Here is a 26315-nt window from a genome sequence, read left to right on the forward strand (position 1 = left end):
TTGCCGGATTGCGAACAACTCGGGTAGCCCCGAGCGCGTCTACTGCTCGCCCTGCGCCTTGCGGGCCGCCTCGGCGGCGGCGCTACCTGGCCGTTTCCGTTCGACCCAGCCCTCGATGTTGTGCTGGGCGTTCTCGGAGACGGCGAGCGCACCCGGCGGCACGTCGTGGCGCAGCACCGTCCCCGCGCCGGTGTAGGCGCCGTCGCCGACCCGGACCGGGGCGACGAACATGGTGTCGGACCCGGTGCGTACGTGCGAGCCGATGGTGGTCCGGCGCTTGGTTTCGCCGTCGTAGTTGACGAAGACGCTCGAGGCGCCGATGTTCGAGTGCTCGCCGATGTCGGCGTCACCCACGTAGGTCAGGTGCGGCACCTTGGTGCCGGTGCCGATCACCGAGTTCTTCACCTCGACGAACGCGCCGATCTTGCCGTCGGCGCCCAACGTGGTCCCCGGGCGCAGGTAGGCGAACGGGCCGACGACGGCACCGGAGCCGATCTGCGACTGCCCGCCGTGGGTGCGCACCACCGACGCGCCGTCGCCCACGTTGACGTCGGCCAACGTGGTGTCCGGGCCGATCACGCACTTGCTGCCGATCGTGGTGCTGCCCAGCAGCTGGGTGCCGGGCTGGATCACGGTGTCGCGGCCGACGGTGACGTCGACGTCGACCCAGGTGGTGGCGGGGTCGACGACGGTGACCCCGGAGCGTTGCAGCTTGGCCACCAGCCGCCGGTTCAACTCGGTGCCCAGGTTGGACAGCTGCACCCGGTCGTTGACGCCGGCCACCAGCGTGCTGTCGTCGATGTGCTGGGCGTGGACGATCTTGCCCTCGCCGCGGACGATCGAGATCACGTCGGTCAGGTACAGCTCCTGCTGGGCGTTGTCGGCCGAGAGTTGGTCGAGCGCGGAGCGGAGCGCGGCGATGTCGAACGCGTACACCCCGGTGTTGACCTCGCGGATGGCCCGCTGCTGCGGGGTGGCGTCGGCCTCCTCGACGATCGCGATGACCTCGGCGTCCTGGGTCCGCAGCACCCGGCCGTAGCCGGTCGCGTCCGCCAGCGTGGTGGTCAGCACGGTGACGGCGGCGGGTTCGGCGCGGTGCGCCTCGGTCAGCGCGGCCAGCGTGTCGGCGTCGAGCAGCGGGGTATCGCCCGAGGTCACCACGACGGTGCCGGCGAAGTCGGCGGGCAGCGCGGAGAGCCCGCACAGCGCGGCGTGCCCGGTGCCCAGCTGTTGGTCCTGCACCGCGATCTCGATGCGCCGGCCCAGCGTCTCGGCCAGCTCGGTCACCGTCGGGGCGATGCGCTCGCGGTCCTTGCCCAGCACCACCACCAGGTGGGTGGGGGCGGCCTTGGCCACCGCGTGCAAGGCGTGCGCCAGCATGCTGCGCCCGGCCAGTGTGTGCAGGACCTTCGGGGTGTCCGATTGCATCCGGGTGCCGGCGCCCGCCGCCAACACCACGGTCGCGGTCTCGACTGCTGCTGAGGGCGCGGATTCGCGCTGTGTCGTCATGGACTTCCTTCGGACTGCTCCGTCGCCAGGACTCGAACCTGAACTATCTGAACCAAAATCAGAGGTGCTGCCGATTACACCACGACGGACTATTGCGGTCGGCAGTCTATACGCTGGTTCCCGTGGGAGCTCCGGAGAAAGAGGTACGGGCGCCGCGAGCCCGGATGACCGGGAGTGAACGTCGACGTCAACTCATCGACATCGCCCGCTCGCTGTTCGCCGAACGCGGCTACGACGCCACCTCCATCGAGGAGATCGCGCAGCGCGCCAACGTCTCCAAACCCGTCGTCTACGAGCATTTCGGCGGCAAGGAGGGGCTCTACGCGGTGGTCGTCGACCGCGAGATGTCGGCGTTGCTGGACGGCATCACCTCGTCGTTGACCAACAACCGGTCCCGGGTCCGCATCGAGCGGGTGGCGTTGGCGTTGCTGACCTACGTCGAGGAGCGCACCGACGGGTTCCGGATCATGATCCGCGACTCGCCGGCCTCGATCAGTTCGGGCACCTACTCGTCGTTGCTCAACGACGCGGTCAACCAGGTGAGCTCGATCTTGGCGGGGGATTTCTCCCGGCGCGGCCTGGACCCCGAGTTGGCGCCGCTCTACGCACAGGCGCTGGTGGGCTCGGTGTCGATGACCGCGCAGTGGTGGCTGGACACCCGGGAGCCGAAGAAGGAAGTGGTGGCCGCGCATCTGGTGAACCTGATGTGGAACGGGCTGACCCACCTGGAAGCCGACCCGCACCTGCAGGACGAGTGACGTCACCGGGTTGATCGGCTGAGATTGCACACCGGGCTGCAATCCGGGGTAAATCCACGACCGTGACGGCAATTTCGCGGCGGAACGTGAGCGAGGTCACGAGGCGGCCCGCCCTAGAATGGAGCGCATCATGACCGCACCGGGGCACCCGTCTGTCCAAACCCCGATCGCGGGGCTCACCGACCTGGCGCTGAGCGCGCCGACGTTCGTCGACCTCATGGCCCGCGCGGCGGACCGACCCGACGAGCTGCGGATGGTCGCCCCCGCTCCCGCCCAGTTCCTGGTGGCCGCCGCGCTGGCTGCCCACGGTCCGCTGCTGGTGGTCACCGCGACCGGCCGGGAGGCCGATGACCTGACCGCCGAGCTGCGCGGCGTCTTCGGCGACGGCGCGGCGCTGTTCCCCTCGTGGGAGACGCTGCCGCATGAGCGGCTCTCGCCGGGAGTGGAGACCGTCGGCGCGCGGATGCTGCTGCTGCGCCGACTGGCGTTCCCCGACGACGCGCGGCTGGGCCCGCCACTGCAGGTGGTGGTGACCACGGCGCGGTCGCTGCTGCAGCCGATGGTCGCCGGCCTGGCGACCTCCGAACACACCGAGCCGGTGTTGTTGACCGTCGGCGAGGAGGTCGGGTTCGAGGACACCATCGCGCGGTTGTCGCGGATGGCCTACGACCGGGTCGACATGGTCGGCAAGCGCGGTGAGTTCGCGGTGCGCGGCGGCATCCTGGACATCTTCGCGCCGACGGCCGAACACCCCGTCCGGGTCGAGTTCTGGGGCGACGAGATCTCCGAGATGCGGATGTTCTCCGTCGCCGACCAGCGCTCCATTACCGAGATCCCGATCGACTTCATCATCGCCGTGCCGTGCCGGGAGCTGATGCTCACCGAGGACGTCAAGGCGCGCGCCGCCGAACTGCTGCAGAGCAGGTCCGACGCCACCGACGCGGTGGCCAGCCCGGCCACCGGAAGCGTCGGCGACATGCTCGCCAAGCTCGCCGAGGGCATCCCGGTCGACGGCATGGAGGCCCTGACCCCGGTGCTGCGGCCCGACGACCCGGCGCTGCTGACCGATCAGCTGGCGCCCGGCACGCCCGTGCTGGTGTGCGACCCGGAGAAGGTGCGCACCCGCGCCGCCGACCTGATCAAGACCGGCCAGGAGTTCCTGGAGGCGTCCTGGTCGGTGGCCGCCGTGGGCGGGGACGCCCCCATCGACATCGAGGCGCTCGGCGGGTCCGGCTTCCGTGAACTCGGCGAGGTGCGGGCGAGCGCGGCCGCCGACGGTCACCCGTGGTGGACGCTGAGCCAGCTGCCCGACGAGGACGCGATCGAACTCGACGTGCGGCCCTCGCCGTCGGCGCGCAGCCAGCAGAGCCTCGAGGAGATCTTCGCGATGCTGCGCGCGCACGTCGTCACCGGCGGGCGCGCCGCCGTCGTCACCCCCGGTACCGGGACCGCGCGCCGCACCGTCGAGCAACTGGGCGAAAACGACACGCCCGCAGCCCTGTTGGAGTCCGGCCAGCAACCCCAGCCGGGTGTGGTCGGGGTGCTCCAGGGCCCCCTGCACGACGGGTTGGTGGTGCCGGGCGCGGAGTTGGTGATCATCACCGAGACGGACCTGACCGGCAACCGGGTGACCGCCTCGGAGGGCAAACGCCTTGCCGCCAAACGCCGTAACACCGTGGACCCGTTGGCGCTGACCGCCGGCGACCTGGTGGTGCACGATCAGCACGGCATCGGCAAGTTCGTCGAGATGACCGAACGCATTGTCGGCGGGGCGCGCCGGGAGTACCTGGTGCTCGAGTACGCCTCGGCCAAACGCGGCGGCGGGTCCGACCGGCTGTATGTGCCGATGGACTCGCTGGATCAGCTGTCCCGCTACGTCGGTGGCACGGCGCCCAGCCTCAGCCGGCTCGGCGGCAGCGACTGGACCAACACAAAGACCAAGGCGCGCAAGGCTGTTCGCGAGATCGCCACCGAGCTGGTCGCGTTGTACGCCAAGCGGCAGGCCGCGCCCGGGCACGCGTTCGCGCCGGACACCCCCTGGCAGGCCGAGATGGAGGACGCGTTCGGGTTCACCGAGACCGTCGACCAGATGACCGCCATCGCCGACGTCAAGGCCGACATGGAGAAGCCGGTCCCGATGGACCGGGTCATCTGCGGCGACGTCGGCTACGGCAAGACCGAGATCGCGGTGCGGGCGGCGTTCAAGGCCATCCAGGACGGCAAGCAGGTGGCGGTGCTGGTGCCCACCACGCTGCTGGCCGACCAGCACCTGCAGACCTTCACCGCGCGGATGACCGGCTTCCCGGTGACCGTGAAGGGCCTGTCGCGGTTCACCGATCCGGGAGAATCCAAGGCCGTGATCGAGGGCATGGCCGACGGGTCGGTCGACGTGGTGATCGGCACCCACCGACTGCTGCAGACCGGGGTGCGGTGGAAGGACCTCGGGCTGGTGATCGTCGACGAGGAGCAGCGCTTCGGCGTCGAGCACAAGGAACACATCAAGAGCCTGCGCACCCACGTCGACGTGCTCACCATGAGCGCCACGCCCATTCCACGCACCCTGGAGATGAGCCTGGCCGGCATCCGGGAGATGTCGACCATCCTGACCCCGCCCGAGGAGCGCTACCCGGTGCTCACCTACGTCGGGCCGCACGACGACAAGCAGGTCGCCGCGGCGCTGCGCCGTGAGTTGCTGCGCGACGGGCAGGCGTTCTACATCCACAACCGGGTCAGCACCATCGACAAGGCCGCGGCCCGGGTGCGGGCGCTGGTGCCGGAGGCCCGGGTGGTCGTCGGGCACGGGCAGATGCCCGAGGAGCAGCTGGAGAAGACGGTCGAGGGGTTCTGGAACCGCGACTACGACATCCTGGTCTGCACGACGATCGTCGAGACCGGCCTGGACATCTCCAACGCCAACACCCTGATCGTCGAGCGCGCCGACACCTTCGGGTTGTCCCAGCTGCACCAGTTGCGCGGCCGGGTGGGACGCAGCCGGGAACGGGGCTACGCCTACTTCCTCTATTCGCCCGACGTGCCGCTGACCGAGACCGCGTACGACCGGTTGGCCACCATCGCGCAGAACAACGAGTTGGGCGCCGGGATGGCGGTGGCGATGAAGGACCTCGAGATCCGCGGCGCCGGCAACGTGCTGGGCGCCGAGCAGTCCGGTCACGTCGCCGGTGTGGGTTTCGACCTGTATGTGCGCCTGGTCGGCGAAGCGGTGGAGGCCTACCGCGCCGTCGCCGACGGTGAAACCGTCACGGGCCCAGCCGAACCCAAGGAAGTGCGGATCGACCTGCCCGTCGACGCGCATCTGCCGCCGGACTACATCGACAGCGACCGGCTGCGGCTGGAGGCCTACCGCCGGCTGGCGGCCGCCGCCGACGAGGACGCGGTGCGCGGGGTGGTCGAGGAACTCACCGACCGCTACGGACCGCCGCCGGAGCCGGTGCTGCGGTTGATCGCGGTCGCCCGGCTGCGGCTGCTGTGCCGCACCTATGGGGTCACCGAGCTGTCGGCCACCGGTTCCGCCGGGCAGGCCGCCACGCTGCGGCTCTCGCCGCTGACGCTGCCCGACTCCGCGCAGCTGCGGCTCAAGCGGGTCTACCCCGGCGCGAGCTACCGCGCCACCACCGCCACCGTGCAGGTCCCGATTCCGCGGGTCGGCGGGGTCGGCTCGGCGCGGATCCGGGACCTGGAGTTGGTGCAGATGGTCGCCGACCTGCTGCGCGCTCTGCACGGCGAGCCTGCGGTGACCGTCGCTGGGCTCTCCGGCCCCGGCCGGTAGCCGCGCCCCCTCCGCGCTCGAAAAAAAGTTTCGGGCCCCTCACCAGCGCGTATACGTCCGCGTGCCGGTTCGCCTGACGCGCCGGTGTTAACGCACCCGGGCGGCAACCCGACATACCGAGCGGGGGGTCACGGTGTTGCGTTGTCGTCCAAACCGTGGGCGTCGATCGGCTGACCTGGCCGGTCAAGCAATTCCCAAACCGAAAATCCCGCGATATGCCGCCGAGTTTTGCGGTGCGCGTCGCGGTGAAACGAGGCGAAGGAGTTACGGATGAACCTCAAGAAATTGGCAGCGACAACGACGATGACCGGTGCACTCGGTCTCGGCGCACTCGGCCTGGGTGCGGGCTTGGTCCACGCCCAGCCGGACGTGCCGAAGCCGCCGCCGGTACCGGTTCCGGGCGTGCAGGTGCCGGATGTGAATCTGCCGGCGGTGAACGTGCCGGACGTGAACGTGCCGGCGGTGAATGTGCCGGACGTCGAAGTGCCGGCGGTGAATGTGCCGGACGTCAACGTGCCGGCGGTGAACGTGCCGGACGTCAACGTGCCCCACGTGAACGTGCCGGACGTCAACGTGCCCGACGTGAACGTGCCCGACGTCAACCTGCCCGAAGTGAATTTCCCCGACGTGGACAATTACTTCAGGCTCCCGGCCGGACAGATCCCGCCGGGACAGCTGAAGAATTCCCCGGTGATCAACGGGGTGCCGAATCCGTTCTTCGGAATCCCGCCCGGGCAACTGAAGAAGTTGCCCACGGTGGACGGGATCGTCAACCCGTTCTTCGAGGAGGCGCCGGGGCACTGGGTGATCCCGGACGGTCCGTTTGAGCCGGAGTCCTGAGTCACCGACTCCGGACACGATGGCCGCCTTGCCCTTCCGGGCGGGGCGGCCATCGCCCGTCTCCAGGTGAGCGCTGTCGCCCGACCCCCGGCTGTTGCCGGATTTCATCGGCACGTGGCTGCCCGACTAAGTTGGTAGGACCGAGACCAACTGCCCATCGATACGCGTGAGGGGGCCAGTCTGATGACTGTCATCCTGGTGGACCCTCGCCGTCCCACGCTGATCCCGGTCGAGGCCGTCGAACTGCTCTCCGGTGAGGTGCAGTACACCGAGGAGATGCCGATCAAGCTGCCGTGGTCGCTGCCGAACGCGCGGCTGGTGGGTGGCACCGAGGGCGACGAACAGGCCGCGGTGCTGGTGTCCTCGGACCCCGACCACCCGGCGGTGGCCGCCCGGGTCGCGGCGGGGGAGAAGGTCATCGCCGCACCCGCTGCGGAGCCCGGCGAGCGCATCGTCGACGCCGTGGCGATGATGGACAAGCTGCGCACCGACGGCCCGTGGGAAAGCGAACAGACCCACGACTCGCTGCGGCGCTACCTGCTGGAGGAGACCTACGAACTGTTCGACGCGGTCCGCAACGGAGACGCCGAGCAGCTTCGCGAGGAACTCGGAGACGTGTTGCTGCAGGTGCTGTTTCACGCCCGCATCGCCCAGGATTCACCGGCGCACCCGTTCAGCATCGACGACGTGGCCGACGCACTGGTCCGCAAACTGGGCAACCGGGTACCGGCGGTGCTGGCCGGCGAGTCGATCTCGCTGGAGGACCAGCTGGCCCAGTGGGAGGAACGCAAGGCCGCCGAGAAGGCCGTGCAGGCCCGCACCTCGGCGATGGACGACGTGCCGACCGCCCAGCCCGCACTCGCGTTGGCGCAGAAGGTGATCAGCCGCGCCCAGCAGGCCGGGCTGCCCGCCGACCTGATCCCGGCGGCCATGCTGACGGTGACGGTGTCCCCGGATTCCGACGCTGAGAACGGGCTGCGGTCCGCGGTGCTGGCGTTCATGGACCGGGTGCGCGTCGCCGAACGCGCCATCGCCGCGGCGCGCGGCGACATCGACGCCTCCGCCCTGGGCGCCGCCACCGCCGACGAGTGGCGGGCGGCCTGGCCCGCCGACGCGGATCCCGAACCTGAACCCGGCGACGCGGCGCCCGCCGCCACCGCGGACCCCGACGGCGCCCCAGACGCCGGTCCCGCCGTCGCCTCGGATTCCGACTCCGAGCGCGACGACGGGTAGAGTCTGCCCGACGGTCTCACCGTCCCGGGGGCGCAGCGTGGCGCCCAGTCAAATTCCGCAGTTCGTCGACGTGGCTCCGTTGTGCAGGAAAGCAGTTGCGCTGCAGTGTGATTAGGAGCGATGTGTCCGCGAAACCCAGCGGCCTCACCAGTCCGGAGGCCGAAGCGCCCAGCACCTCGGTGCTGGCTGCCCTGCGCTCACCGCGGCGCCTCAAAACCGAGGTCCTCGCCGGTCTCGTCGTCGCCCTGGCGCTCATCCCGGAGGCGATCTCGTTCTCGATCATCGCGGGCGTCGACCCGCGGGTGGGGCTGTTCGCCTCGTTCACCATGGCGGTCACCATCGCGTTCACCGGCGGCCGGCCGGCGATGATCTCGGCGGCGACCGGCGCGGTGGCGCTGGTCATCGCCCCGCTGGTGCGTGAACACGGGATCGACTACCTGATCGTCACCGTCATCCTCGCCGGCATCCTGCAGATCCTGCTCAGCGTCTGCGGCGTGGCGCGGCTGATGCGGTTCATCCCACGCAGCGTCATGGTCGGCTTCGTCAACTCCCTGGCCATCCTGATCTTCCTGGCCCAGCTGCCGCATCTGCTGGGCGTGCCCGCGCTGGTGTATCCGTTCGTCGCGGCGGGCCTGCTGATCATGGTGTTCTTGCCCAAGCTCACCACCGCCGTCCCGGCGCCGCTGATCGCGATCGTGCTGCTCACCGTCGTGGTCGTGGTCTGCAAGCTGGATCTGCCCGACGTCCGCGACGAAGGCGAGTTGCCGTCGAGCCTGCCGACGCTGTTCCTGCCGCAGGTGCCGTGGACGCTGGAGACCCTGCAGATCATCGCGCCCTACGCGTTGGCGATGGCCCTGGTGGGTCTGCTGGAATCGCTGCTGACCGCCAAGCTGGTCGACGACATCACCGACACCCATTCGGACAAGACCCGGGAGGGCTGGGGTCAGGGCGTGGCCAACGTGGTCACCGGGTTCTTCGGCGGCATGGGTGGCTGCGCCATGATCGGCCAGACCATGATCAACGTGAAGGTCTCGGGGGCGCGGACCCGGATCTCGACGTTCATGGCCGGCGCCTTCCTGCTGGTGCTGGTGGTGGGCCTCGGCGACATCGTGGGCCTGATCCCGATGGCGGCGCTGGTGGCGGTGATGATCATGGTGTCGGTGGCCACGCTGGACTGGCACAGCATCGCCCCGGCGACCCTGCGCCGCATGCCGCGCAGCGAGACGCTGGTGATGCTGACCACCGTCGTCGTCACCGTCGCCACCGACAACCTGGCCTACGGCGTCATCTCCGGAACCCTGACCGCCATGGTGCTCTTCACCCGGCGCGTCGCGCATTTCATGACCGTCGAACGGGTAGAGGACGCCGACGACGAGGGCGCCCGGGTGACCTACCGGGTGTCCGGCGAGTTGTTCTTCGCCTCCAGCAACGACCTGGTGTACCAGTTCGACTACGCGGGCGACCCGGACCGGGTGCTCATCGACGTCTCGGCCTCACACATCTGGGATGCCTCCACGGTGGCCTCCCTGGACGCGATCACCACCAAGTATCAGTCCCGCGGCAAGACCGTCGAAATCGTTGGCCTGAACCGGGATTCGGCGCAGCGCCACGGCCGGCTGACGGGCCGGCTCGGCGCCGAGCCCTGAACCCGCTGCCGGTTCAGCCGAACAGGGTGGAACCCCAGTAGGCGTCGCGGTCGCCGTCGGGGATGCCGGGCGGGACCGCGAAGACCGCCGACCCGGTGTGCGTGATGTATTCGTTGAGCAGGTCCCGCCGGGCCAGTTCGGCCTGCACGGGGATGAACTGCGTCTCGGGATTGCGCACGAAGGCGATGAAGAACAACCCGGCGTCCAGGTGCCCGAACCCGTCGGTGCCGTCGGTGAAGTTGTAGCCGCGGCGCAGCATCTCCGCGCCGTGGTTGCTTTCCGGTGCGGCCAGCCGCACATGGGCGAGCGGGTCGATCAACGGCTCGCCGTCGCCGTCGATCGCGTCGAGGTTGAGTGGCTCGAACTCGTCGGCCAACCCGATCGGGGCGCCGCTGCCCTTCGTGCGGCCGATCACGCGTTCCTGTTCGAGCAGCGTGGTGCGGTCCCACTGTTCGATGCGCATCCGGATGCGCCGGGCCACCAGGTAGCTGCCGCCGGTCAGCCAGTTCGGCCCGTCGCCGTCGGCCACCCAGACCTGCTTGTCGAGGATGTCGGTGTCCTCGGCCTTGACGTTGTTGGTGCCGTCCTTGAACCCGAACAGGTTGCGCGGGGTGGTCTGGTCCCGCGTGGTGGACGAGGTGCGGCCGAATCCCAACTGTGAGTAGCGGACCGCTGCGGTGCCGAAGGCCACCCGGGACAGGTTGCGGACCGCGTGCACCGCGACCTGCGGGTCGTTGGCGCAGGCCTGGATGCAGATGTCGCCGCCGCTGCGGGCCGGGTCCATGGTCTCGTTGGGGAACCTCGGCAGGTCCTTCAGCAACGCGGGGCGTTGCCCGCGCAGTCCGAACCGGGGCCGGGCGTCGGTGCCGAAGAACGACGGGCCGAAGCCGATGGTCAGGGTCAGCTGGGAGGCCGGCAGGCCCAGCGCCTCGCCGGTATCCGTCGGCGGCGCATAGGGATTGAGCCCCACCGCACCGCCCTCGGTGGTCTCCTCGCCGCGGGTCATCCGCTCGGCCATCTGCGTCCATTCGCGCAGCATCGCCACCACCTCGTCGCGGTCCTCGGTGGTGACGTCGAAGGCGGCGAAGTGCATCCGGTCCTGCGCCGGGGTGACGATGCCGGCCTGGTGGCGACCGCGGAACGGCACCGGGGCCTGCAGTTGGGCCGCAGCGGTGTCGGCGGCCGAGGCGCGCCCGGCGAGGACGCCGGCCCCGGCCGCGCCGGCGACGGCGGCACCGACCCCCGCCGCGCCGAGCAGCGTCCGCCGCGAGAATCCGGTCCGCCCGTGCGGGTGGGCTACCGCCTGGCCGGGCTCATCGACCGGCGATGACACCTTGCACCTGGCTCACCTCTTTGCTGAGCGCGTCGATGGCGCGGGAGAGGTCTTGGCGCTGCGCATCGGTGACGGTGTCGTAGGAGACGAAGCCGTCGCCGGCGCGCAACCGCATCAGCAGCGCCTCGACCTCGGCGAAGCGCTCGTCGACGCGCTTGCCCAGCGCCGGGTCGCGCTCGTCGAGGATGGGGCGCACCGAGGACACCGCCGTCTGCGAACCCTGGACGTTGGCCAGGAAGTCCCACAGGTCGGTGTGGCTGAAGATGTTCTCCTCGCCGGTGATCTTGCTGGTGGCAACCTCGTCGAGCAAACCCTGTGCGCCGGCGGCGATGTCGACGGGCTCGATGGTCCACTCGGGGTCCTTGACCGCGGCGTCGAGTTCGCGGACGTCGGCCATCAGCTGGTCGGCGATCGCGTCGCTGTCGGGTTGCAGGCCGTTGAGCCACAGGTCCTTCTCCAGGCGGTGGAAGCCGGTCCACTTCTGGCCCTCGGACAGGTCCGCCTCCCGCAGGTCGATGCGCGGGTCGAGATCGTTGGGGAAGGCCTCCGCGACGGGCTCGATGCGCTCCCAGTGGGTCCGCGCGATGGGGTATTGCGTCTTGGCGGCCTCGATGTCGCCGGCCTTGACGGCGTCGACGAACGTCTGGGTGGCCGGAATCAGCGCCTCGGTCTGGCTGGTCACGTACTGCTTGTAGGTGGCCGTGGCCTCCTTGAACATGCTCTCGCTGTCCGTCGCGGCGGCTTCGCCGGTGGGCTGCACCTGGGTTTCGGGGGCCGCGGTGCTGTCGGCGGCCTCGTCGGAGCCGCAGCCCGCCAGCAGGGCGCCGGTCAGCAGGGCCGCGGCGGCGACACCGGCTTTGACGGACATCGGGAATCGGTTCACGTGGTCGACCTCTCGGGTTGGGGTTCAGGGTTGGCAGGGGTTTGCCGAAGCGGGCCGCGGGGCCCGCGAACGGCACCGGCAACACCGAAATGTAGGTCACCGGGAGCAGGACGGTGGGCCGGGTTCGCGGACCGTGCGGGTGGGCCGCTCACACCCGGCCCCAACACCGGCGATGGCACACTGGGAACCGCAGCCGGCAGCGCGGCCGTAATCTCGTCGTGGGAAATCATCTGGTGTCCTTGCTACGACGCCGCAGCGCGCTGGCAGTCGTTGCCAGTGTGAGGTGTGCCTCACCTTAGCAGCGTGGTTTGACGTGCGGAATATCTTGGCGCGGCGCTCCGGCAGCTGCGATGGGCGCGATCGGCATGGGACGATGGCTCGGATCGAGGAGGGTGAGGGAGTCCGGTGTCGAAGCGTTGGCTGCAGGCTGCCGGGGTGGTGGGCATGGCAGCCGTGCTGATGGCTTCGAGTTGTTCCTGGCGGCTGGGCAACCCCATCCCGGAGGGCGTCCCGCCCCCGGCGGGTGACCCGGTTCCGGCCATCGACATCGAGGCCGACGGCCGGCCCGCCGACCAGCTGCGCGAGTGGGCCGCCGAACGTGCCCCCGCCCTGAAGATGCCCGCGGCCGCGCTGGAGGCCTACGCCTATGCCGCGCGGGTGGCCGAGGTGGTCAACCCCAAGTGCAAGCTCGCCTGGACCACGCTGGCCGGCATCGGCATGGTGGAGAGCCATCACGGCACCTACCGCGGCGCCACCATCGGGCCCAACGGCGACGTCACCCCGCCCATTCGCGGCATGCAGCTCGACGGCACCAGCGGCAACATGCATATTCCCGACACCGACGGCGGCGTCTTCGACGGCGATTCCGAGCTGGACCGGGCCATGGGCCCCATGCAGTTCATCCCGGAGACCTGGAAGCTCTACGGCGTCGACGCCAACAACGACGGGGAGATCAACCCGGACAACATGGACGATGCCGCGCTGTCGTCGGCCGGGTACCTGTGCTGGCGCGGCAAGGACCTGTCCCAACCCAAGGGCTGGATGACGGCGCTGCGGGCCTACAACCATTCCGACCAGTACGCCCGGATGGTGCGCGACTGGGCCACGGCCTACGCCCACGGCTACTCGCTGTAGGGGCCGATCCCGAGCCATCGCCGCGTCCGCAACCGGCACGCTTTAGGCTTAGCGCTGGCCTTTGAGGGCCTGGCCTTCGAGCCCCAGACGCAAAGGAGACTTCAGTGCCCATCATCGAGCAGGTCGCGGCCCGGGAGATTCTCGACTCGCGCGGTAACCCGACCGTCGAGGTCGAGGTCGCGCTGACCGACGGTACGTATGCCCGCGCGGCGGTCCCCTCCGGCGCCTCCACCGGCGAGCACGAGGCCGTGGAACTGCGCGACGGCGGGGACCGGTACGGCGGCAAGGGTGTGGAGAAGGCCGTCGAGGCCGTGCTCGACGAGATCGCGCCCGCGGTCATCGGCATCGCCGCCGACGAGCAGCGCATCGTCGACCAGGCCCTGCTGGATCTCGACGGCACCCCGGACAAGTCCCGGCTGGGCGCCAACGCCATCCTCGGCGCGTCGCTGGCCATCGCCAAGGCCGCCGCCGACAGCGCCGCGCTGCCGCTGTTCCGCTACCTGGGCGGGCCCAACGCGCACATCCTGCCGGTGCCGATGATGAACATCCTCAACGGCGGCGCGCACGCCGACACCGGTGTCGACGTGCAGGAATTCATGGTCGCCCCGATCGGCGCGCCCACCTTCAAGGAGTCGCTGCGCTGGGGCACCGAGGTCTACCACTCGCTCAAGGCCGTGCTCAAGAAGCAGGGGCTGGCCACCGGCCTGGGCGACGAGGGCGGGTTCGCCCCCGACGTCGCGAGCACCCGCGCGGCGCTGGACCTGATCAGCACGGCCATCGAGGCCACCGGCTTCAAGCTGGGCACCGACGTGGCGCTGGCCCTGGACGTGGCCGCCACCGAGTTCTACACCGAGGGCACCGGCTACGCGTTCGAGAAGGAAACCCGCACCGCCGAGCAGATGTCGCAGTTCTACGCCGAACTCATCGACGCCTACCCGCTGGTGTCCATCGAGGACCCGCTGTCGGAGGACGACTGGGACGGCTGGGTGGCCCTGACCACCGCGATCGGTGACCGCGTGCAGCTGGTCGGCGACGACCTGTTCGTCACCAACCCGGAGCGCCTCGAGGAGGGCATCGAGCGCGGCGCGGCCAACGCGCTGCTGGTGAAGGTGAACCAGATCGGCACGCTCACCGAGACCCTCGACGCGGTGGCGTTGGCGCACAACAGCGGCTACCGCTCGATGATGAGCCACCGCTCCGGCGAGACCGAGGACACCACCATCGCCGACCTGGCCGTCGCGGTGGGCAGCGGTCAGATCAAGACCGGCGCCCCGGCGCGCAGCGAGCGCGTAGCCAAGTACAACCAGCTGCTGCGCATCGAGGAGACCCTCGGGGACGCCGCACGCTACGCCGGTGACCTGGCCTTCCCGAGGTACGAGGCGAAATAGCCGGTAGCCTGGCCTATTGATGTCCGACGCGAAGCGGCCCGACCCCAAGCGACGGTCTCCGACCTCACGGCCGGGGGCCGCCGGTCGCGGCGGGGCACCGGGCCGCGGTGCGCGCAAACCGGTCGCGAAGTCGCCGACGGCGGCGTCGGCGCGCAAGGAACCGCGCAAGGACACCTCCAAACCCACCGAAGAAAAGGCGAAACCTGAAGTCATCGAGCCGGTTCGGCAGTCCATCGCCGAGGCGGCCGAGCTGCAGTCCGAGCAGCGGATGGGTTTCACGGCCCGTCGCGCCGCCGTGCTGGCCGCGGTGGTGTGCGTGTTGACGCTGACCATCGCCGGTCCGGTGCGCACCTACTTCGCGCAGCGCACCGAGATGCGGCAGCTGAACGCCAGTGAGGCCGCGTTGCGCGCCGAGATCGCCGAACTCGAGGAGCAGAAGATCAAGCTCGCCGATCCGGCGTTCATCGCCGCGCAGGCCCGCGAACGCCTGGGTTTCGTGATGCCCGGTGACATTCCGTACCAGGTGCAGCTGCCGCCGGGGGCCGTCGTCACCGACGACGTGGACGACGCGCCCACCGCGCTGGTCAACAACGATCCCTGGTACACGTCGCTGTGGAAGACCATCGCCGACGAACCGCACGGCGCGCCGGCGCCGCCGCCCGCGCCCCCGGCCGAGCCGGGTCAGGTGCCGCCCCCGCCGCCGCCTCCCGAGCCCGGGCAGCCCGGTGGTTGATCCCGCGGACCTGGCGGCCGTCGAGCGCCAGCTCGGACGTGAACCCCGCGGCGTGCTCGAGATCGCCTACCGGTGCCCCAACGGCGAGCCGGCGGTGGTCAAGACGGCGCCGAAACTGCCTGACGGAACACCGTTTCCGACGTTGTACTACCTGACGCACCCCGCGCTGACGGCCGCGGCGAGCCGGCTGGAATCCTCCGGGTTGATGCGGGAGATGACCGAGCGGCTGGCCACCGATCCGGAGTTGGCGGCGGCCTACCGGCGGGCGCACGAAAGCTATCTGGCCGAGCGTGACGCCATCGAGTCGTTGGGCACCACGTTCACCGGCGGCGGCATGCCGGACCGGGTGAAGTGCCTGCACGTGGTGATGGCGCACTCGTTGGCCAAGGGCCCGGGGGTCAACCCGTTCGGTGACGAGGCGTTGGCGATCTTGGCCCGCGAGCCCGCGATGGCGGGAATCCTGGTGAAAGCACAGTGGATTGGCGACGACGATGCATCGCGCGGCGATGCCGAGGAGCAGTGAAGTGGACAGTAGCCCGCGCCTGGCGGCGGTCGACTGCGGTACCAACTCCATCCGATTGCTGATCTCCGAGGTGCGCGACGGTGCGGTGGTCGACGTGCACCGGGAGATGCGGATCGTGCGGTTGGGGCAGGGGGTCGACGCGACGGGGCAGTTCGACCCGGAGGCGATCGCCCGGACCCGTGCCGCGCTGGAGGACTACGCCGCGCTGATGCGCCAGCACGACGTGACGCGGGTGCGGATGGTCGCGACCTCGGCGACCCGGGATGCGGCCAACCGCGAGGAGTTCTTCGCGATGACCGCCGAGGTGTTGGGCGCGGTGGTGGCCGGGACGGTGGCCGAGGTGGTCTCCGGGACCGAGGAGGCCGAGCTGTCCTTCCTGGGTGCGGTCGACGAATTGGATTCCGCGGCAGCACCTTTCGTGGTGGTTGACCTGGGCGGCGGGTCGACCGAGGTGGTGTTCGGCCAACGCAACGTCGAGTCGGCGTTCTCGGCGGACATCGGCTGTGTGCGGATCACCGAGCGGTGCCTGCATTCCGACCCACCGACTGCCGACGAGGTGGCCGAGGCCCGCGCGGTGATCCGCGAGCGGCTGTCCGAGGCGCTGGCGGCGGTACCCGTCGACAAGGCCCGCACCTGGGTGGGGGTGGCGGGCACCTTCACCACCATTGCCGCGCTGGCGCGCCGGCTGACGACCTACGACCCGGAGGCGATTCACCTGTCGCAGGTCAGTTTCGGTGACCTGCTGCCGGTGTGCGACGAGCTGATCGGGATGACCCGCAAGCAGCGCGCGGCGCTGGGGCCCATGCACGAGGGCCGGGTCGACGTGATCGGCGGCGGCGCGATCGTGGTGCAGGAGTTGGCCCGCGAGCTGGGTGAGCGCGCCGACATCACCAGCCTGACGGTCAGTGAGCACGACATCCTCGACGGGATCATCGGGTCGATCGTGTGATGCGGCGCGCGGCGGTGACGCTGCTGGCGGTGCTGCTGCTGGCGGTGGTCGTGGTGGTCGGGGGATACCCGGTGTTCGTCGACCCGCGGGCGGACACCCCGCGGCCGGCCGATGCGATCTTCGTGGTCGGCGGCGACGCCCCCGAGGGGCGGTATCTGCACGGTCTGGAGCTGGCGCACCGCGGCTATGCGCCTACGTTGGTGCTGTCGAACCCGGCCGGTCAGGTCGACGAGTTCTGCGACGAGCAGGGCCGCGACTTCACGGTCGAATGCTTCACGCCGGACCCGCCGAGCACGCAGGGCGAGGCTCGCGAGCTGGGCCGGCTGGCGGCCGAAAGAGGCTGGCAGGCAGTCATTGTCGTGACCTACACCCCGCACGTGTCGCGGGCGCGGTACCTGATGGAACGCTGCTTTGCCGGCGATCTGCTGATGGCGGAGGTCCCGGTGCAGCTGTCGGTCCCCTACTGGGGGTGGATGTACATCTACCAGGGGGCCGGGTTTGCGAAGGCGTTGGTGCAGCGGGGCTGCTAGGTCGCCGTGTGGGCGGCGGTGTCCCCGGCCCCTCTCGATTGCGCGGCGTCACAAATCGTGACACCGGGGCTTTAAATTACGAAACGGGGCCGTTACGGTAGTGGGATGACTGGTGCCGAGATGGACACGGACGTCATCGTGGTGGGGGCCGGGCCGACCGGCCTGACATTGGCCTGCAGTCTGCGCTTGCACGGGCTGTCGGTGCGGGTGATCGACCGCGCTGCGGCGCCGGCGACCACGTCGCGGGCGAACTTCATGCATGCCCGGGGCTCGGAGGTGCTGGCGCGGCTCGGGGCGCTGGGCAGCCTGCCGGCCGAATCGCTGCGCGCCATGAGCGTCACCACCTACGCGGGCGATCGGCCGATGATGAAGCTGATGTTCGGTGATCCGGGGATGGGGACCGCCGCGCCGCCGATGGTGGTGTCCCAGGCCAAGGTGGAGGCGGCACTGCGGGACCGACTCGCGGATCTCGGTGTTATCCCGCAGTGGGGCAACGGATTGACCTGCCTACGGCAGGACGCTGAATCGGTGGAGGCGACGCTGGCGGACGGGCATCGGGTCCGGTCCCGATGGCTGGTCGGCTGCGACGGCACCTCCAGCACCACTCGCAAGCTGGTGGGCATCGACTTTCCCGGGGTCAAGCTCTCCGAGCGCTTCCTGTTGGCCGATGTGCACCTGGACTGGGACCTGAGTCGGGACGGCACCAGCGGCTGGGTCCACCCCGACGGGCTGGTCGGGGTGATGCCGATGCCGGACGAGTCCGGCCGCGACGACCTGTGGCGGGTGTTCGCCTACGACCCGCGCGGCGGTGAAAAGCCCAGTGATGAAGAGATTCTCGACCGGGTGACGACGATCATTCCGGAGCGGACCGGCCGCACGGTGCGGGTGGGGGAACCCGAGTGGCTGTCGGTGTTCACGGTGCACCGACGCCTGGCGTCGTCGTACCGCCGCGGGCGCGTGTTCATCGCCGGCGATGCGGCGCACGCGCACGCGCCGTTCGGCGGGCAGGGCATGCTCACCGGGGTGGGCGACGCCGAGAACCTGGCCTTCAAGCTGGCATTGGCGGTGCGGGGTTCGGCGGGAGAGGCGTTGCTCGACACCTACGAGGCCGAACGCCGGCCGCTGGCCACCGATGTGCTGCGCGGGACCAGTGCGATGACCCGAATGAATGTGGCCAGCAGCCGGTTCGGTCGGTTCCTGCGGGATCAGGTGGCGATCCGCATCGCCGGGTTGCCGGTGGTGCAGCGGTGGGCGACGTATTCGGCCTCGCAGCTGTGGGTGAGTTACCGCAAGGGCCCGTTGGGCGGGCGCGGCCGAAAGCCCCGGCCGGGGGACCGAATTGCCGACCTGGCGTGCACGCGGGATGACGGCACCCCGACCCGGCTGCACGGTGAACTCGGCGGTCGGTGGGCGCTGCTTGAGCCATCGTCGGCCGGCGGGGCGGGACTCGAGGCGGCGCGGCGCCGGCTCGGCGAGTTCGTGGTGGGCTTGCGCTACGACGGTGACGAGGCGATGCTGGTGCGCCCGGATGCGCACCTGGGCTGGCGGGGCGGTGACGCCGCGGGGCTGGACCGGTGGCTGCGGGATGCGCTGTCCGCTGGGAGGACGCGTTGACCGAGGTGGGCGGGCGGGGACGTCCCCGCGACCGCGGCACCGACCTGGCGATCCTGCGGGCGGGCCTGGAGCTGTTCATCGAGCGCGGGGTCGAGGGCACCAGCATGGAGCAGATCGCCAAGCTGGCCGGCGTCGGCAAGCCGAGTATCTATCGGCGGTGGTCGAACAAGGAGGAACTGATCGCCGCGGCCATCGAGACGCTGGTGGTCGACGAGGTGCAGTTCGCCTCGGCGCAGGAGGTCGAGGCGCAGTCGCCTGCTGCGCTGGTGGAGGCGGCCATCGACAGCGCGGCCGCCGCGGCGACCACGCCGCAGTACCGCGCGTTGGTCGCCCGGGTCTACGGCTCGGCGGTCAGCCACCCCGCGTTGATGGCCGCCTACTGGGAGCGCTACATCCTGCCGCGCCGGCAGATCGCGGCCCGGCTGCTGGAGCGGGCGCGGGAGGAGGGGACCGTCGCCGCCGACCTGGACGTGGACGTGGCCATCGACATGATGGCCGGCGCGGTGACTTACCGTGTGTTGCAACCAGACCCGCCCGATCTCGACGAGATGCGGCGGTATCTGCGGGCGGTGTACCGGCAGATCGGGTTGCTGCCACCGGGTGGAGCCGATGGGGACGGTGGGGCCGGTCTGAAATAGCATCTCCTGTGCACAGCCCCCATAGCCCAATTGGCAGAGGCAGCGGACTTAAAATCCGCACAGTGTGGGTTCGAGTCCCACTGGGGGCACCCAGGTCTTGCAGGTCAGGACGTTTCTCACATCGAACGCGTGAGGTGGAGGAGCCATTGGAGGGCACCGGACAGCGGCCTGACAGCAGCGCGGCACTTACACGGCATGCCGTCAGTTGTAGGGCTCGCAGGCGACGCCGTCGCCTTCGCGGTCAAGCTCGTAGATGTCGTCTCCAACGACGTATACCGGGCCGGTTACATACTCCGGACCGTTGCCGCTGCCGCCAGCGCAGTCCACGTCGGTGGCAATCGGAACACAGGCACCGGAATAGTTGGGGTCGCAGTCCGGGCTTTCATGAGGTGCGGCATGGGCTGCCGGAGCAATAACGATCCCCACCGCGAAAGCAATTGTCAGTGCTGCTAATTTCCCCACGGAGGCAAATGTAGCTCACCTTCTACTGTCTTCGACCTTCTTCTCGCAGGACTGCTCAACGTAGTCGGGCCCCCACCCAACCAACCCCACAACCTCACCGTCGGGAATCTTGTGTCCGACTGGGGGCACCGTGACGCAGCTCGGGCGCCCATTCAGGTCCAAGAACGCTTGGAGCCGGCTATGTCACGACACCGCCGCCCACCGTCTGCGTATAGCGTTGCCGCAATGCCGAAGGCTGAGATTGGAGGACAGTCGTGAAACCTGAGGACGCCCTACAGATCCAGATGCTGCTCGCCGACTATGGCCATGTCGTCGACGATCACGACTGGGACCGGGCCCACGAAGTGTTCGCCGAGGACTTCGTCTTCGAGATGGGTGCTGTCGGCCGCCCAGACTTGCACGGCATCGCCGATATCGTCGCGAACTTCAAGGGCCGCAACATGTACGCGCATGTCACCACGAACACCACCATGCGCCAGCGGGACGACGGCACGGTCATTGCGCACTCCAAGTTCATCGGGTTCCCGAACGGGGGCCCACCGGTCACCGGCGACTACCACGACCTGATCGTGCGCACGCCGGCCGGCTGGCGGCTGCAGCGCCGCCGTGCCGAGCTGCGGCAGCGCAAGTTCTTCGACTGACGTGGACCGAGGGGCGGGACCCGCACCCGCCGCATCGGAGTCCATCTCCGCCGATTTTCGCCCGTAGTCCCGGCCGGCACGTTAGCGTTCTCAACGGTCGAAGGCGACGTATCAGAGGGCGGGGTATGACGCGGATAGCAGCGTGGGTCGGGGCCGGAGTTTTCAGCGCGGGGGTGTCAGCGGCAGTACTTGCCGGGGCGGGGGCCGCACACGCCGATGACGACGGCGCCACCAAACGGGACACCAAGCCGGCGGCGACGCAGGATCGGTCGGACGCCAAGGCGGAGCGCAATTCACTGAAACGGGCTGCGAAGTCCAAGGATTCGGACACCGCCACGCGGTCCGCCGACGCCGAAAGCCAATCCGAATCCCGAGAGGTGCGCGTCAAGCGCACCGACAAGCCGCTGCGCGAGCTCGCAGACTCGGTGCGGTCCCGGGTGCGCGGTGCGCTGAAGGACTCAACGCGCGAGATCCGGGAGAGCGCACGTGAGCTGCGCGACGAAGCGCGCGAGCTGCGCGAAGAAGAACCCGAGCTCACAGAATCGGTCGCGGCCGAATCCTCGTCGGGCCCGGCGACCGAGGACGCCGACGCTGCCCAGGTGCGGGTCCGGCCGCCCAGCAGCATCCGGTCGGCCCTGGCGGAGCGCCACTCCCGGCTGGAATCGCCGGGAGACCAGTCGGAACAGATCGCCGCGCCGCAGGGCGCCGAGGACGCGGCCGCAAAATCCCAAGCCCTGGAATCGGCACGCCCGCAGGCGGACTCGACCACCACCGTCGAAAAGCTCGCCGCGGTAACTCCGGCCCGCCAGGACCCGGTCGAGGCCGTCCACGACCTGCTGCGGGGTCTGGGGGCACTCGCGCTCAACCCCGAGCCGCAGAACTACCCCAAACCGCTGTCGGTGCTCGGTGACGTCGTCTTCGACACCGTCGCCGCGCTCGAACGCCTGGTGGGTGGGGACCCGGTGGTGCCACCGCAACTTCGCGACTCCGTCGAGGTCAGCACCTCCACCCTGGTGGTCTCGCCCGGCCATGAAGTCGAATCCAACTGGTATCTGCCCAAAACCGCTGCGGGGGAGCCCGCGCCGAGCAGGCTGATCTATCTGCAGCATGGGTTCCTGGCCAACGGGCCGCTCTACAGTTACACCGCCTCCTATCTGGCGACCCAGACCAACAGCATCGTCGTCACCACCACCTACACCTCCAACCCGTTCGAGGCCGACGGGATGTGGCTCGGCGGCGACAACCTGCACGAGGCTGTCGCGCAGCTGTTCCTCGATCCGGAGCGCACCGCGTTGAACGCCAGCCTGGACAACGCTGAACTGCAAGCCGGCCGCCCCGGCGACATCGACGTGCCGTTGCAGTTCGTCCTGGTTGGGCACTCACTCGGCGGCGGGTTCGGTCCCGGTGTCGCCGGCTATTACGCGGAGGGTCTGCTGCGCCGCCGCGACGACGATCCGGACGCACCCAACCACCTGGCCGGCGTCGTCATCTACGACGCGGTGCCCATGGGGTCGATCATCCCCGACGCCATGGAACGCCTGGATGCGTTGGAGGCCAACGGAACCGCCGACCCGGACGACGACGACCCCAACGACTACATCCCGATCTACGAGATCGGCGCCCCGCTGAACTACCTGAACGTGTTCTCCGACGTCAACGACCAGCTGACCCAGGCCCGGCCCGGCCAGTTCACCGGCGTCGTGCTCGAGGACGGCGTCCACATGGACCCGATGCAGGGCGGCAACCCGTTCATCCAGGCGGCCGCCTACCTGATCGCCGGATTCCCCCAGCCGCAGAACCCCCTGGCCGTACGCGCGCTGTCGGCGGGATGGATCAACGACATGTTCGACGAGAACATCGACCCCACCACCGGGGCGTGCCTGCAGGGCGTCGTCTGCTCCGGCCAGTACGGCGACGGCGGAACGTCGTTCCTGGTCAGTACCGAGGAAGGAGACGCCGTCGCGGTGCTGATCGGTACGCGACGAGCCGCCGACCTCACCTCGCTGCGGGCCATCAGCGTCACCGACTTCATCTCCGCCATCCCGGCCGGTGTCCTCAACGGTCTCGAAACCACCTGCGACCTGTTCGCCGGGGGCCAGTGTCCGCTGTGAGCCCGTGGTGGCCGCGCGGCCTCCGGCGGTAACCACCACCGCCCTGGTCAGACACCTCGACCGCCACCGTGCGATACCGTGGCCCCACCATGCCGAAGCCGCTTCCGACGCGTTCGCGATATACCGGTGGGCCATCGCGGGGTGAGGTTCGACGCGAACTTCTCCTGCAGACGCTGGAGGATCTCCTCCGCACGCAAGCGTTCGCGACCATCGAGATCGCCGACATCACCCGCACTGCCGGCGTCTCGCGCTCGACCTTCTACTTCTACTTCCCGTCGAAAGCCGCGGCGGTCGGCGCCATGCTGGGCGACGTTTTCAGCGAAGTCAGCGCCGTCATCGACACCTGGACCGGGCTGGGCGAAACCCTCGCCGAGCGCCGAGACCAGCTGTTCGAAAGCTTCGAGCAGATCGTGTCGATCTGGCGGGAGCACGCCCACCTGATGGCGGCCATGTTCGACGCGGCCTCCACCGACGACGAGGTCCGCGGCATGTTCGACGACCACATGGAACGTTTCGCCACTGACTCCGCCGTCCGGATCCAGCAGGAATGGGAGGCGCGCGAAGTCGCGTCGGGACCCGACCCCGAAGCGCTGGCCCGGGTGCTGGTCGGAATGAACGTCAGGGCACTCGAGCGGGATATGCGCTCAATCGCGAGCGGGGAGTCCGCCGGCGACGACGGCCTGGCCCACGTTCTCGCCTATGTCTGGGATCAAATCCTCTTCGGCACCAACTGATTGCCCAACCCTCTTGCCGCCGGACGCCGGCGCCCGACGGCTGGAATCAACGCGCGTCAAGTAGAGCCAACGTGCGTCGAATACGATTGACGCGCGTCGATAAGCGGCCTACGGTGTGACCCATCGCACCCGAGATAGGAACGCCATGACCCGGACCGAACCCGCACCGGCTGAACAACGCCACTTCGACGTCCTTGTCATCGGGGCCGGCTTCGCCGGGTTGCGGATGCTCATCGAGATGCGCGGCAGGGGGCTGAGCGCTCATCTGCTCGAGGCGGGCTCCGACGTCGGCGGGACGTGGTACTGGAACCGCTACCCGGGGGCCCGCACCGACACCGAGAGCTGGGCGTACTGCTACAGCTTCGATCCGCAGCTCCTCCAAGAGTGGGACTGGCGCGACCGCTATCCCTCGCAACGGGACGTTCACGCGTACCTCTCCCACGTGGCCGACCGGTACGACCTGCGCGGAAGCATCGAACTCAACTCCAAAGTCGCGGCCATCGTGCGTGATTCGACCGCGAACCGGTGGGACGTCACCACCGACGACGGCCGCGCTTACCGCGCCAAATTCGTCATCGCCGCCACCGGTGGTATCGCCGCCGGCTACCGGCCGGACTTCCCGGGGTTCGAGGACTTCCAGGGCCAGTGGTTCATGTCGTCGGCCTGGCCCAAGGAGCCGGTCGACTTCACCGGCAAGCGGGTGGGCATCTTCGGCACCGGATCCACCGGCGTGCAACTGATCCCGCAGATCGCGCAGACCGCCGAGCACCTCACCGTGTTCCAGCGCACGCCGAACTTCGTGATCCCGGGACGGAACCTGCCCCTCGAAGCCGAGCAGCAGAAGGCCATCAAGCGCAACTACGACAGCGTGTGGGAGCTCGCCCACAACCAGGTGTTCGGGTTCCCGATGCGCCAGGCCGGGCGCAACGCCAACGACGTCACGGCCGAGGAACGCGAGCGCATCTTCGAACAGGGCTGGGAAAAGGGCGGATTCAGATTCATCTTCGAGACCTTCGACGACCTCTTCGTCGACGAGCAGGCCAACGAGTACGCCGCGGAGTTCGTCCGGAACAAGATCCGGGCAATCGTCTGCGACCCTGACGTCGCTGAAATGCTCTGTCCGACCAACCATCCCATCGGCACCAAACGCCCGCCGATCGGCACCCAGTACTACGAAACCTACAACCGCGACAACGTCACGCTCGTGGACATCAGTGCCGACCCCGTCGACCGCATCACCGAGTCCGGCGTCGCCACCACCAACGGCGTCTTCGACCTCGACATCCTGGTCTTCGCCACCGGCTTCAAGGTCGGAACCGGCTCGCTGGAGCGCATCGACGTCCGCGGCGAAGGCGGCCTGCCCCTCAGCGAGGTGTGGGCGGACGGTCCGCAAACCCTCATGGGCGTCGGCGTCACCGGGTTCCCGAACTTTTTCCTGGTGGGCGGCCCGCATTCGACGATCGGCAACGCGCCGCCGGTCGCCGAGCGTGTCACCACCTGGGTGGGGGAGGTCATCGACCACATGGCCCAGACCGGCGCCGACACCATCGAACCGACCCAGGAGGCCATGGACCAGTGGGGACACCTGCTGCAAGCCATCGTCGACACCACGCTGCTGGAGAAGGGCAAGGCCGCCGGGTCGTGGTTCTTCGGCGCCAACACCCCCGGCGGGCCCAACCGCATCGTCCTGTACGCCGCCGGCGTGCCGGGCTACTTCGGCGAACTCGAGCAGTCCGCCAAGACCGGCTATCCCGGCTTCAAATTCCAATAGAACCCAACGACTTTCGACAAGGGAGCACGCCATGACCGACTTCGTGAAGATCGCGGACGAGTTCTTCGCCGCCTACAACAGCGGCGACATCGACGCGGTGGAGCGCGCCCTGTCGCCCACGCTGGACTTCGCCCACAACAACCGGGGATTCGCGACGCAGAACCGCGCCGAATTGATCGCCGTGCTAAGTCAATTCGTCGAATCGATCATGCCGGACCGCAAGTTCGGCACTCCGTCGCGCGTGACCGCCCACGGCAACGTCGTGATCAGGGAAGCCCGATGGACCGGTACCCCCACACAGGACATTCCGGGCTTCGGCCCCGCCGGCGAACTCCTCGATCTCCAGCTGTGCAGCGTCCTGCGGTTCGACGACGACGGGATCATCGTGGAGTGGAAAGACTACGGCTGATCCCGAGCCCGTGCACTCTAAGGGGCGACCATGCCCGCCCCGGGTCGCAGAATCTGACTGCACCAGGTGACGGCCTGAGCGGCAAAGTCGTGCGCGGAGACGGCTTCCGAGGTGTCCATCAACCGTTCGTTGAGCAGGGTCGTCACGCCGCCGACGCAGAACAAGGCCGCGTCGAAGTCCTCCGGGCCGGCGTCGCGGTCGGGGTGTAGCACGGACAGTATCGCCGCGGCCACGCGATGCTGGGCGACCCGAATGTGCTCGGCTGCCGCCGCGATGTGCCGGGCGTCGGTGAGGTAGATGCGGACCGCCAGCGGATCGGATTCAGCGTGCGCGACGAATGCGGCCAGCCCCAGGGTCAGGCGGGTCTCCACGGTGGCCTCCTCGGGCGCGCTGCTGGCTTGCATCATGGCGGCGAAGGGCTCCTCGAGGACGTCCTCGATCACCGCCTCGACCAGCGCCCCGACGCTGGCGAACTGCTCGTAGAAGTAGCGGTCGGTCAGCTTCGCCCGGGCCGAGACGGCGCGGACACTGATCGCCGACACTCCGCCGTCGCGCCACAAGTCCTTGGCGGCTTCCAGCAGCGCCTTGCGCCTCAGCTGCCGGCGTTGCTCGGCCGGAACCCCGGCGTATCGACGGTCCCTGGCGCCCGTGCCGGCTGGTGGGGCGTCTGTCATGTCATGCGCTCCGCT

22 protein-coding genes, 2 tRNA genes and 1 pseudogene are annotated in these 26315 nt (G+C 69.3%); 19 read left to right on the plus strand and 6 right to left on the minus strand.

Annotated elements, in window-relative coordinates:
- Nucleotides 1-39: 39 nt before the first annotated feature.
- Together glmU and R2K23_RS04790 are read right to left on the minus strand one after the other, a co-directional pair.
- Nucleotides 40-1509, minus strand: coding sequence for a bifunctional UDP-N-acetylglucosamine diphosphorylase/glucosamine-1-phosphate N-acetyltransferase GlmU (glmU, locus tag R2K23_RS04785; protein ID WP_316514707.1), 1470 nt, complete (start codon nucleotides 1507-1509; stop codon nucleotides 40-42).
- Nucleotides 1510-1526: 17 nt separating this feature from the next.
- A tRNA-Gln gene (locus tag R2K23_RS04790) sits at nucleotides 1527-1598 on the minus strand.
- A gap of 75 nt (nucleotides 1599-1673) precedes the next feature.
- Between R2K23_RS04790 and R2K23_RS04795 the strand changes: the two genes are divergently transcribed.
- From R2K23_RS04795 to R2K23_RS04815, 5 genes are all read left to right on the plus strand, one after another.
- Nucleotides 1674-2267, plus strand: coding sequence for a TetR/AcrR family transcriptional regulator (locus R2K23_RS04795; RefSeq protein ID WP_316514710.1), 594 nt, complete (start codon nucleotides 1674-1676; stop codon nucleotides 2265-2267).
- A 130-nt stretch (nucleotides 2268-2397) separates the two neighbouring features.
- Nucleotides 2398-6054, plus strand: coding sequence for a transcription-repair coupling factor (gene mfd, locus R2K23_RS04800; protein ID WP_316514711.1), 3657 nt, complete (start codon nucleotides 2398-2400; stop codon nucleotides 6052-6054).
- A 270-nt stretch (nucleotides 6055-6324) separates the two neighbouring features.
- Complete coding sequence (locus R2K23_RS04805; protein WP_316514713.1) at nucleotides 6325-6894, plus strand: hypothetical protein; 570 nt, start codon at nucleotides 6325-6327, stop codon at nucleotides 6892-6894.
- 183 nt (nucleotides 6895-7077) lie between these two features.
- The gene (locus R2K23_RS04810; RefSeq protein WP_316514715.1) at nucleotides 7078-8127 is read left to right on the plus strand and encodes a nucleoside triphosphate pyrophosphohydrolase; all 1050 of its coding nucleotides are present in this window, start codon (nucleotides 7078-7080) and stop codon (nucleotides 8125-8127) included.
- 122 nt (nucleotides 8128-8249) lie between these two features.
- Complete coding sequence (locus tag R2K23_RS04815; RefSeq protein ID WP_316514717.1) at nucleotides 8250-9773, plus strand: SulP family inorganic anion transporter; 1524 nt, start codon at nucleotides 8250-8252, stop codon at nucleotides 9771-9773.
- Nucleotides 9774-9786: 13 nt separating this feature from the next.
- Here R2K23_RS04815 and efeB read toward each other — a convergent pair whose 3' ends face one another.
- Together efeB and efeO are read right to left on the minus strand one after the other, a co-directional pair.
- Nucleotides 9787-11106 (minus strand): iron uptake transporter deferrochelatase/peroxidase subunit, encoded by a 1320-nt coding sequence (efeB, locus tag R2K23_RS04820; protein WP_316514718.1) that lies wholly within the window; start codon nucleotides 11104-11106, stop codon nucleotides 9787-9789.
- Nucleotides 11087-11830: pseudogene (gene efeO / locus R2K23_RS04825) on the minus strand (iron uptake system protein EfeO); the annotation flags it as partial. The gene efeB and the pseudogene efeO, both read right to left, overlap by 20 nt.
- 603 nt (nucleotides 11831-12433) lie before the next feature.
- Between efeO and R2K23_RS04830 the strand changes: the two are divergent.
- The 9 genes from R2K23_RS04830 to R2K23_RS04870 all read left to right on the plus strand — a co-directional run bounded on the left by R2K23_RS04830 (nucleotide 12434) and on the right by R2K23_RS04870 (nucleotide 19587).
- On the plus strand, nucleotides 12434-13123 hold the full coding sequence (locus tag R2K23_RS04830; protein WP_316517051.1) for a lytic transglycosylase domain-containing protein: 690 nt from the start codon (nucleotides 12434-12436) through the stop codon (nucleotides 13121-13123).
- A 104-nt stretch (nucleotides 13124-13227) separates the two neighbouring features.
- A complete protein-coding gene (gene eno, locus R2K23_RS04835; RefSeq protein ID WP_316514719.1) occupies nucleotides 13228-14511 on the plus strand; it encodes a phosphopyruvate hydratase in 1284 nt (427 codons plus the stop codon).
- Nucleotides 14512-14530: 19 nt separating this feature from the next.
- A complete protein-coding gene (locus tag R2K23_RS04840; RefSeq protein ID WP_316514721.1) occupies nucleotides 14531-15244 on the plus strand; it encodes an FtsB family cell division protein in 714 nt (237 codons plus the stop codon).
- Nucleotides 15237-15767: a DUF501 domain-containing protein gene (locus R2K23_RS04845; protein WP_316514722.1), complete on the plus strand. Its 531-nt coding sequence runs from the start codon at nucleotides 15237-15239 to the stop codon at nucleotides 15765-15767. Before R2K23_RS04840 ends, R2K23_RS04845 begins: the two co-directional genes overlap by 8 nt.
- Nucleotide 15768: 1 nt before the next feature.
- Complete coding sequence (locus R2K23_RS04850; protein ID WP_396893052.1) at nucleotides 15769-16716, plus strand: Ppx/GppA phosphatase family protein; 948 nt, start codon at nucleotides 15769-15771, stop codon at nucleotides 16714-16716.
- Nucleotides 16716-17246: a YdcF family protein gene (locus R2K23_RS04855; RefSeq protein ID WP_316514725.1), complete on the plus strand. Its 531-nt coding sequence runs from the start codon at nucleotides 16716-16718 to the stop codon at nucleotides 17244-17246. The genes R2K23_RS04850 and R2K23_RS04855 overlap by 1 nt, the downstream gene beginning before the upstream one ends.
- Nucleotides 17247-17351: 105 nt before the next feature.
- Nucleotides 17352-18860, plus strand: coding sequence for an FAD-dependent oxidoreductase (locus tag R2K23_RS04860; protein WP_316514727.1), 1509 nt, complete (start codon nucleotides 17352-17354; stop codon nucleotides 18858-18860).
- Nucleotides 18857-19498: a TetR/AcrR family transcriptional regulator gene (locus R2K23_RS04865; protein ID WP_316514728.1), complete on the plus strand. Its 642-nt coding sequence runs from the start codon at nucleotides 18857-18859 to the stop codon at nucleotides 19496-19498. The genes R2K23_RS04860 and R2K23_RS04865 overlap by 4 nt, the downstream gene beginning before the upstream one ends.
- 15 nt (nucleotides 19499-19513) lie before the next feature.
- Nucleotides 19514-19587 (plus strand) — tRNA-Leu (locus tag R2K23_RS04870).
- Between the two features lie 112 nt (nucleotides 19588-19699).
- On the opposite strand, the gene R2K23_RS04875 is transcribed toward R2K23_RS04870, so the two are convergent.
- Nucleotides 19700-19960, minus strand: a complete 261-nt coding sequence (locus R2K23_RS04875; RefSeq protein WP_316514730.1) for a hypothetical protein — start codon at nucleotides 19958-19960, stop codon at nucleotides 19700-19702.
- A 254-nt stretch (nucleotides 19961-20214) separates the two neighbouring features.
- Here R2K23_RS04875 and R2K23_RS04880 point away from each other — a divergent pair, with 254 nt between their 5' ends.
- The 5 genes from R2K23_RS04880 to R2K23_RS04900 all read left to right on the plus strand — a co-directional run bounded on the left by R2K23_RS04880 (nucleotide 20215) and on the right by R2K23_RS04900 (nucleotide 25626).
- Nucleotides 20215-20601 (plus strand): nuclear transport factor 2 family protein, encoded by a 387-nt coding sequence (locus R2K23_RS04880; RefSeq protein ID WP_316514731.1) that lies wholly within the window; start codon nucleotides 20215-20217, stop codon nucleotides 20599-20601.
- A 125-nt stretch (nucleotides 20602-20726) separates the two neighbouring features.
- Nucleotides 20727-22712 carry a hypothetical protein gene (locus R2K23_RS04885; RefSeq protein WP_316514734.1) on the plus strand — a complete coding sequence of 662 codons (1986 nt, stop codon included), beginning with the start codon at nucleotides 20727-20729 and terminating at the stop codon, nucleotides 22710-22712.
- Between the two features lie 89 nt (nucleotides 22713-22801).
- On the plus strand, nucleotides 22802-23446 hold the full coding sequence (locus R2K23_RS04890; protein WP_316514735.1) for a TetR/AcrR family transcriptional regulator: 645 nt from the start codon (nucleotides 22802-22804) through the stop codon (nucleotides 23444-23446).
- 145 nt (nucleotides 23447-23591) lie between these two features.
- Nucleotides 23592-25217 (plus strand): flavin-containing monooxygenase, encoded by a 1626-nt coding sequence (locus R2K23_RS04895; RefSeq protein WP_316514736.1) that lies wholly within the window; start codon nucleotides 23592-23594, stop codon nucleotides 25215-25217.
- Nucleotides 25218-25248: 31 nt separating this feature from the next.
- Nucleotides 25249-25626 (plus strand): nuclear transport factor 2 family protein, encoded by a 378-nt coding sequence (locus R2K23_RS04900; RefSeq protein ID WP_316514737.1) that lies wholly within the window; start codon nucleotides 25249-25251, stop codon nucleotides 25624-25626.
- Between the two features lie 17 nt (nucleotides 25627-25643).
- On the opposite strand, the gene R2K23_RS04905 is transcribed toward R2K23_RS04900, so the two are convergent.
- Nucleotides 25644-26300: a TetR/AcrR family transcriptional regulator gene (locus R2K23_RS04905; protein ID WP_316514738.1), complete on the minus strand. Its 657-nt coding sequence runs from the start codon at nucleotides 26298-26300 to the stop codon at nucleotides 25644-25646.
- Nucleotides 26301-26315: the final 15 nt, after the last annotated feature.

The organism is Mycolicibacterium sp. MU0050, assembly GCF_963378085.1.
Taxonomy (GTDB): domain Bacteria; phylum Actinomycetota; class Actinomycetes; order Mycobacteriales; family Mycobacteriaceae; genus Mycobacterium; species Mycobacterium wendilense.

What these genes read in the sequence shown, in the direction of transcription:
- glmU (WP_316514707.1), bottom strand. Translation starts at nt 1,509, where the DNA reads ATGACGACACAGCGCGAATCCGCGCCCTCAGCAGCAGTCGAGACCGCG.
- R2K23_RS04795 (WP_316514710.1), top strand. Translation starts at nt 1,674, where the DNA reads ATGACCGGGAGTGAACGTCGACGTCAACTCATCGACATCGCCCGCTCG.
- mfd (WP_316514711.1), top strand. Translation starts at nt 2,398, where the DNA reads ATGACCGCACCGGGGCACCCGTCTGTCCAAACCCCGATCGCGGGGCTC.
- R2K23_RS04805 (WP_316514713.1), top strand. Translation starts at nt 6,325, where the DNA reads ATGAACCTCAAGAAATTGGCAGCGACAACGACGATGACCGGTGCACTC.
- R2K23_RS04810 (WP_316514715.1), top strand. Translation starts at nt 7,078, where the DNA reads ATGACTGTCATCCTGGTGGACCCTCGCCGTCCCACGCTGATCCCGGTC.
- R2K23_RS04830 (WP_316517051.1), top strand. Translation starts at nt 12,434, where the DNA reads ATGGCAGCCGTGCTGATGGCTTCGAGTTGTTCCTGGCGGCTGGGCAAC.
- R2K23_RS04840 (WP_316514721.1), top strand. Translation starts at nt 14,531, where the DNA reads ATGTCCGACGCGAAGCGGCCCGACCCCAAGCGACGGTCTCCGACCTCA.
- R2K23_RS04855 (WP_316514725.1), top strand. Translation starts at nt 16,716, where the DNA reads ATGCGGCGCGCGGCGGTGACGCTGCTGGCGGTGCTGCTGCTGGCGGTG.
- R2K23_RS04860 (WP_316514727.1), top strand. Translation starts at nt 17,352, where the DNA reads ATGACTGGTGCCGAGATGGACACGGACGTCATCGTGGTGGGGGCCGGG.
- R2K23_RS04885 (WP_316514734.1), top strand. Translation starts at nt 20,727, where the DNA reads ATGACGCGGATAGCAGCGTGGGTCGGGGCCGGAGTTTTCAGCGCGGGG.
- R2K23_RS04890 (WP_316514735.1), top strand. Translation starts at nt 22,802, where the DNA reads ATGCCGAAGCCGCTTCCGACGCGTTCGCGATATACCGGTGGGCCATCG.
- R2K23_RS04895 (WP_316514736.1), top strand. Translation starts at nt 23,592, where the DNA reads ATGACCCGGACCGAACCCGCACCGGCTGAACAACGCCACTTCGACGTC.
- R2K23_RS04900 (WP_316514737.1), top strand. Translation starts at nt 25,249, where the DNA reads ATGACCGACTTCGTGAAGATCGCGGACGAGTTCTTCGCCGCCTACAAC.
- R2K23_RS04905 (WP_316514738.1), bottom strand. Translation starts at nt 26,300, where the DNA reads ATGACAGACGCCCCACCAGCCGGCACGGGCGCCAGGGACCGTCGATAC.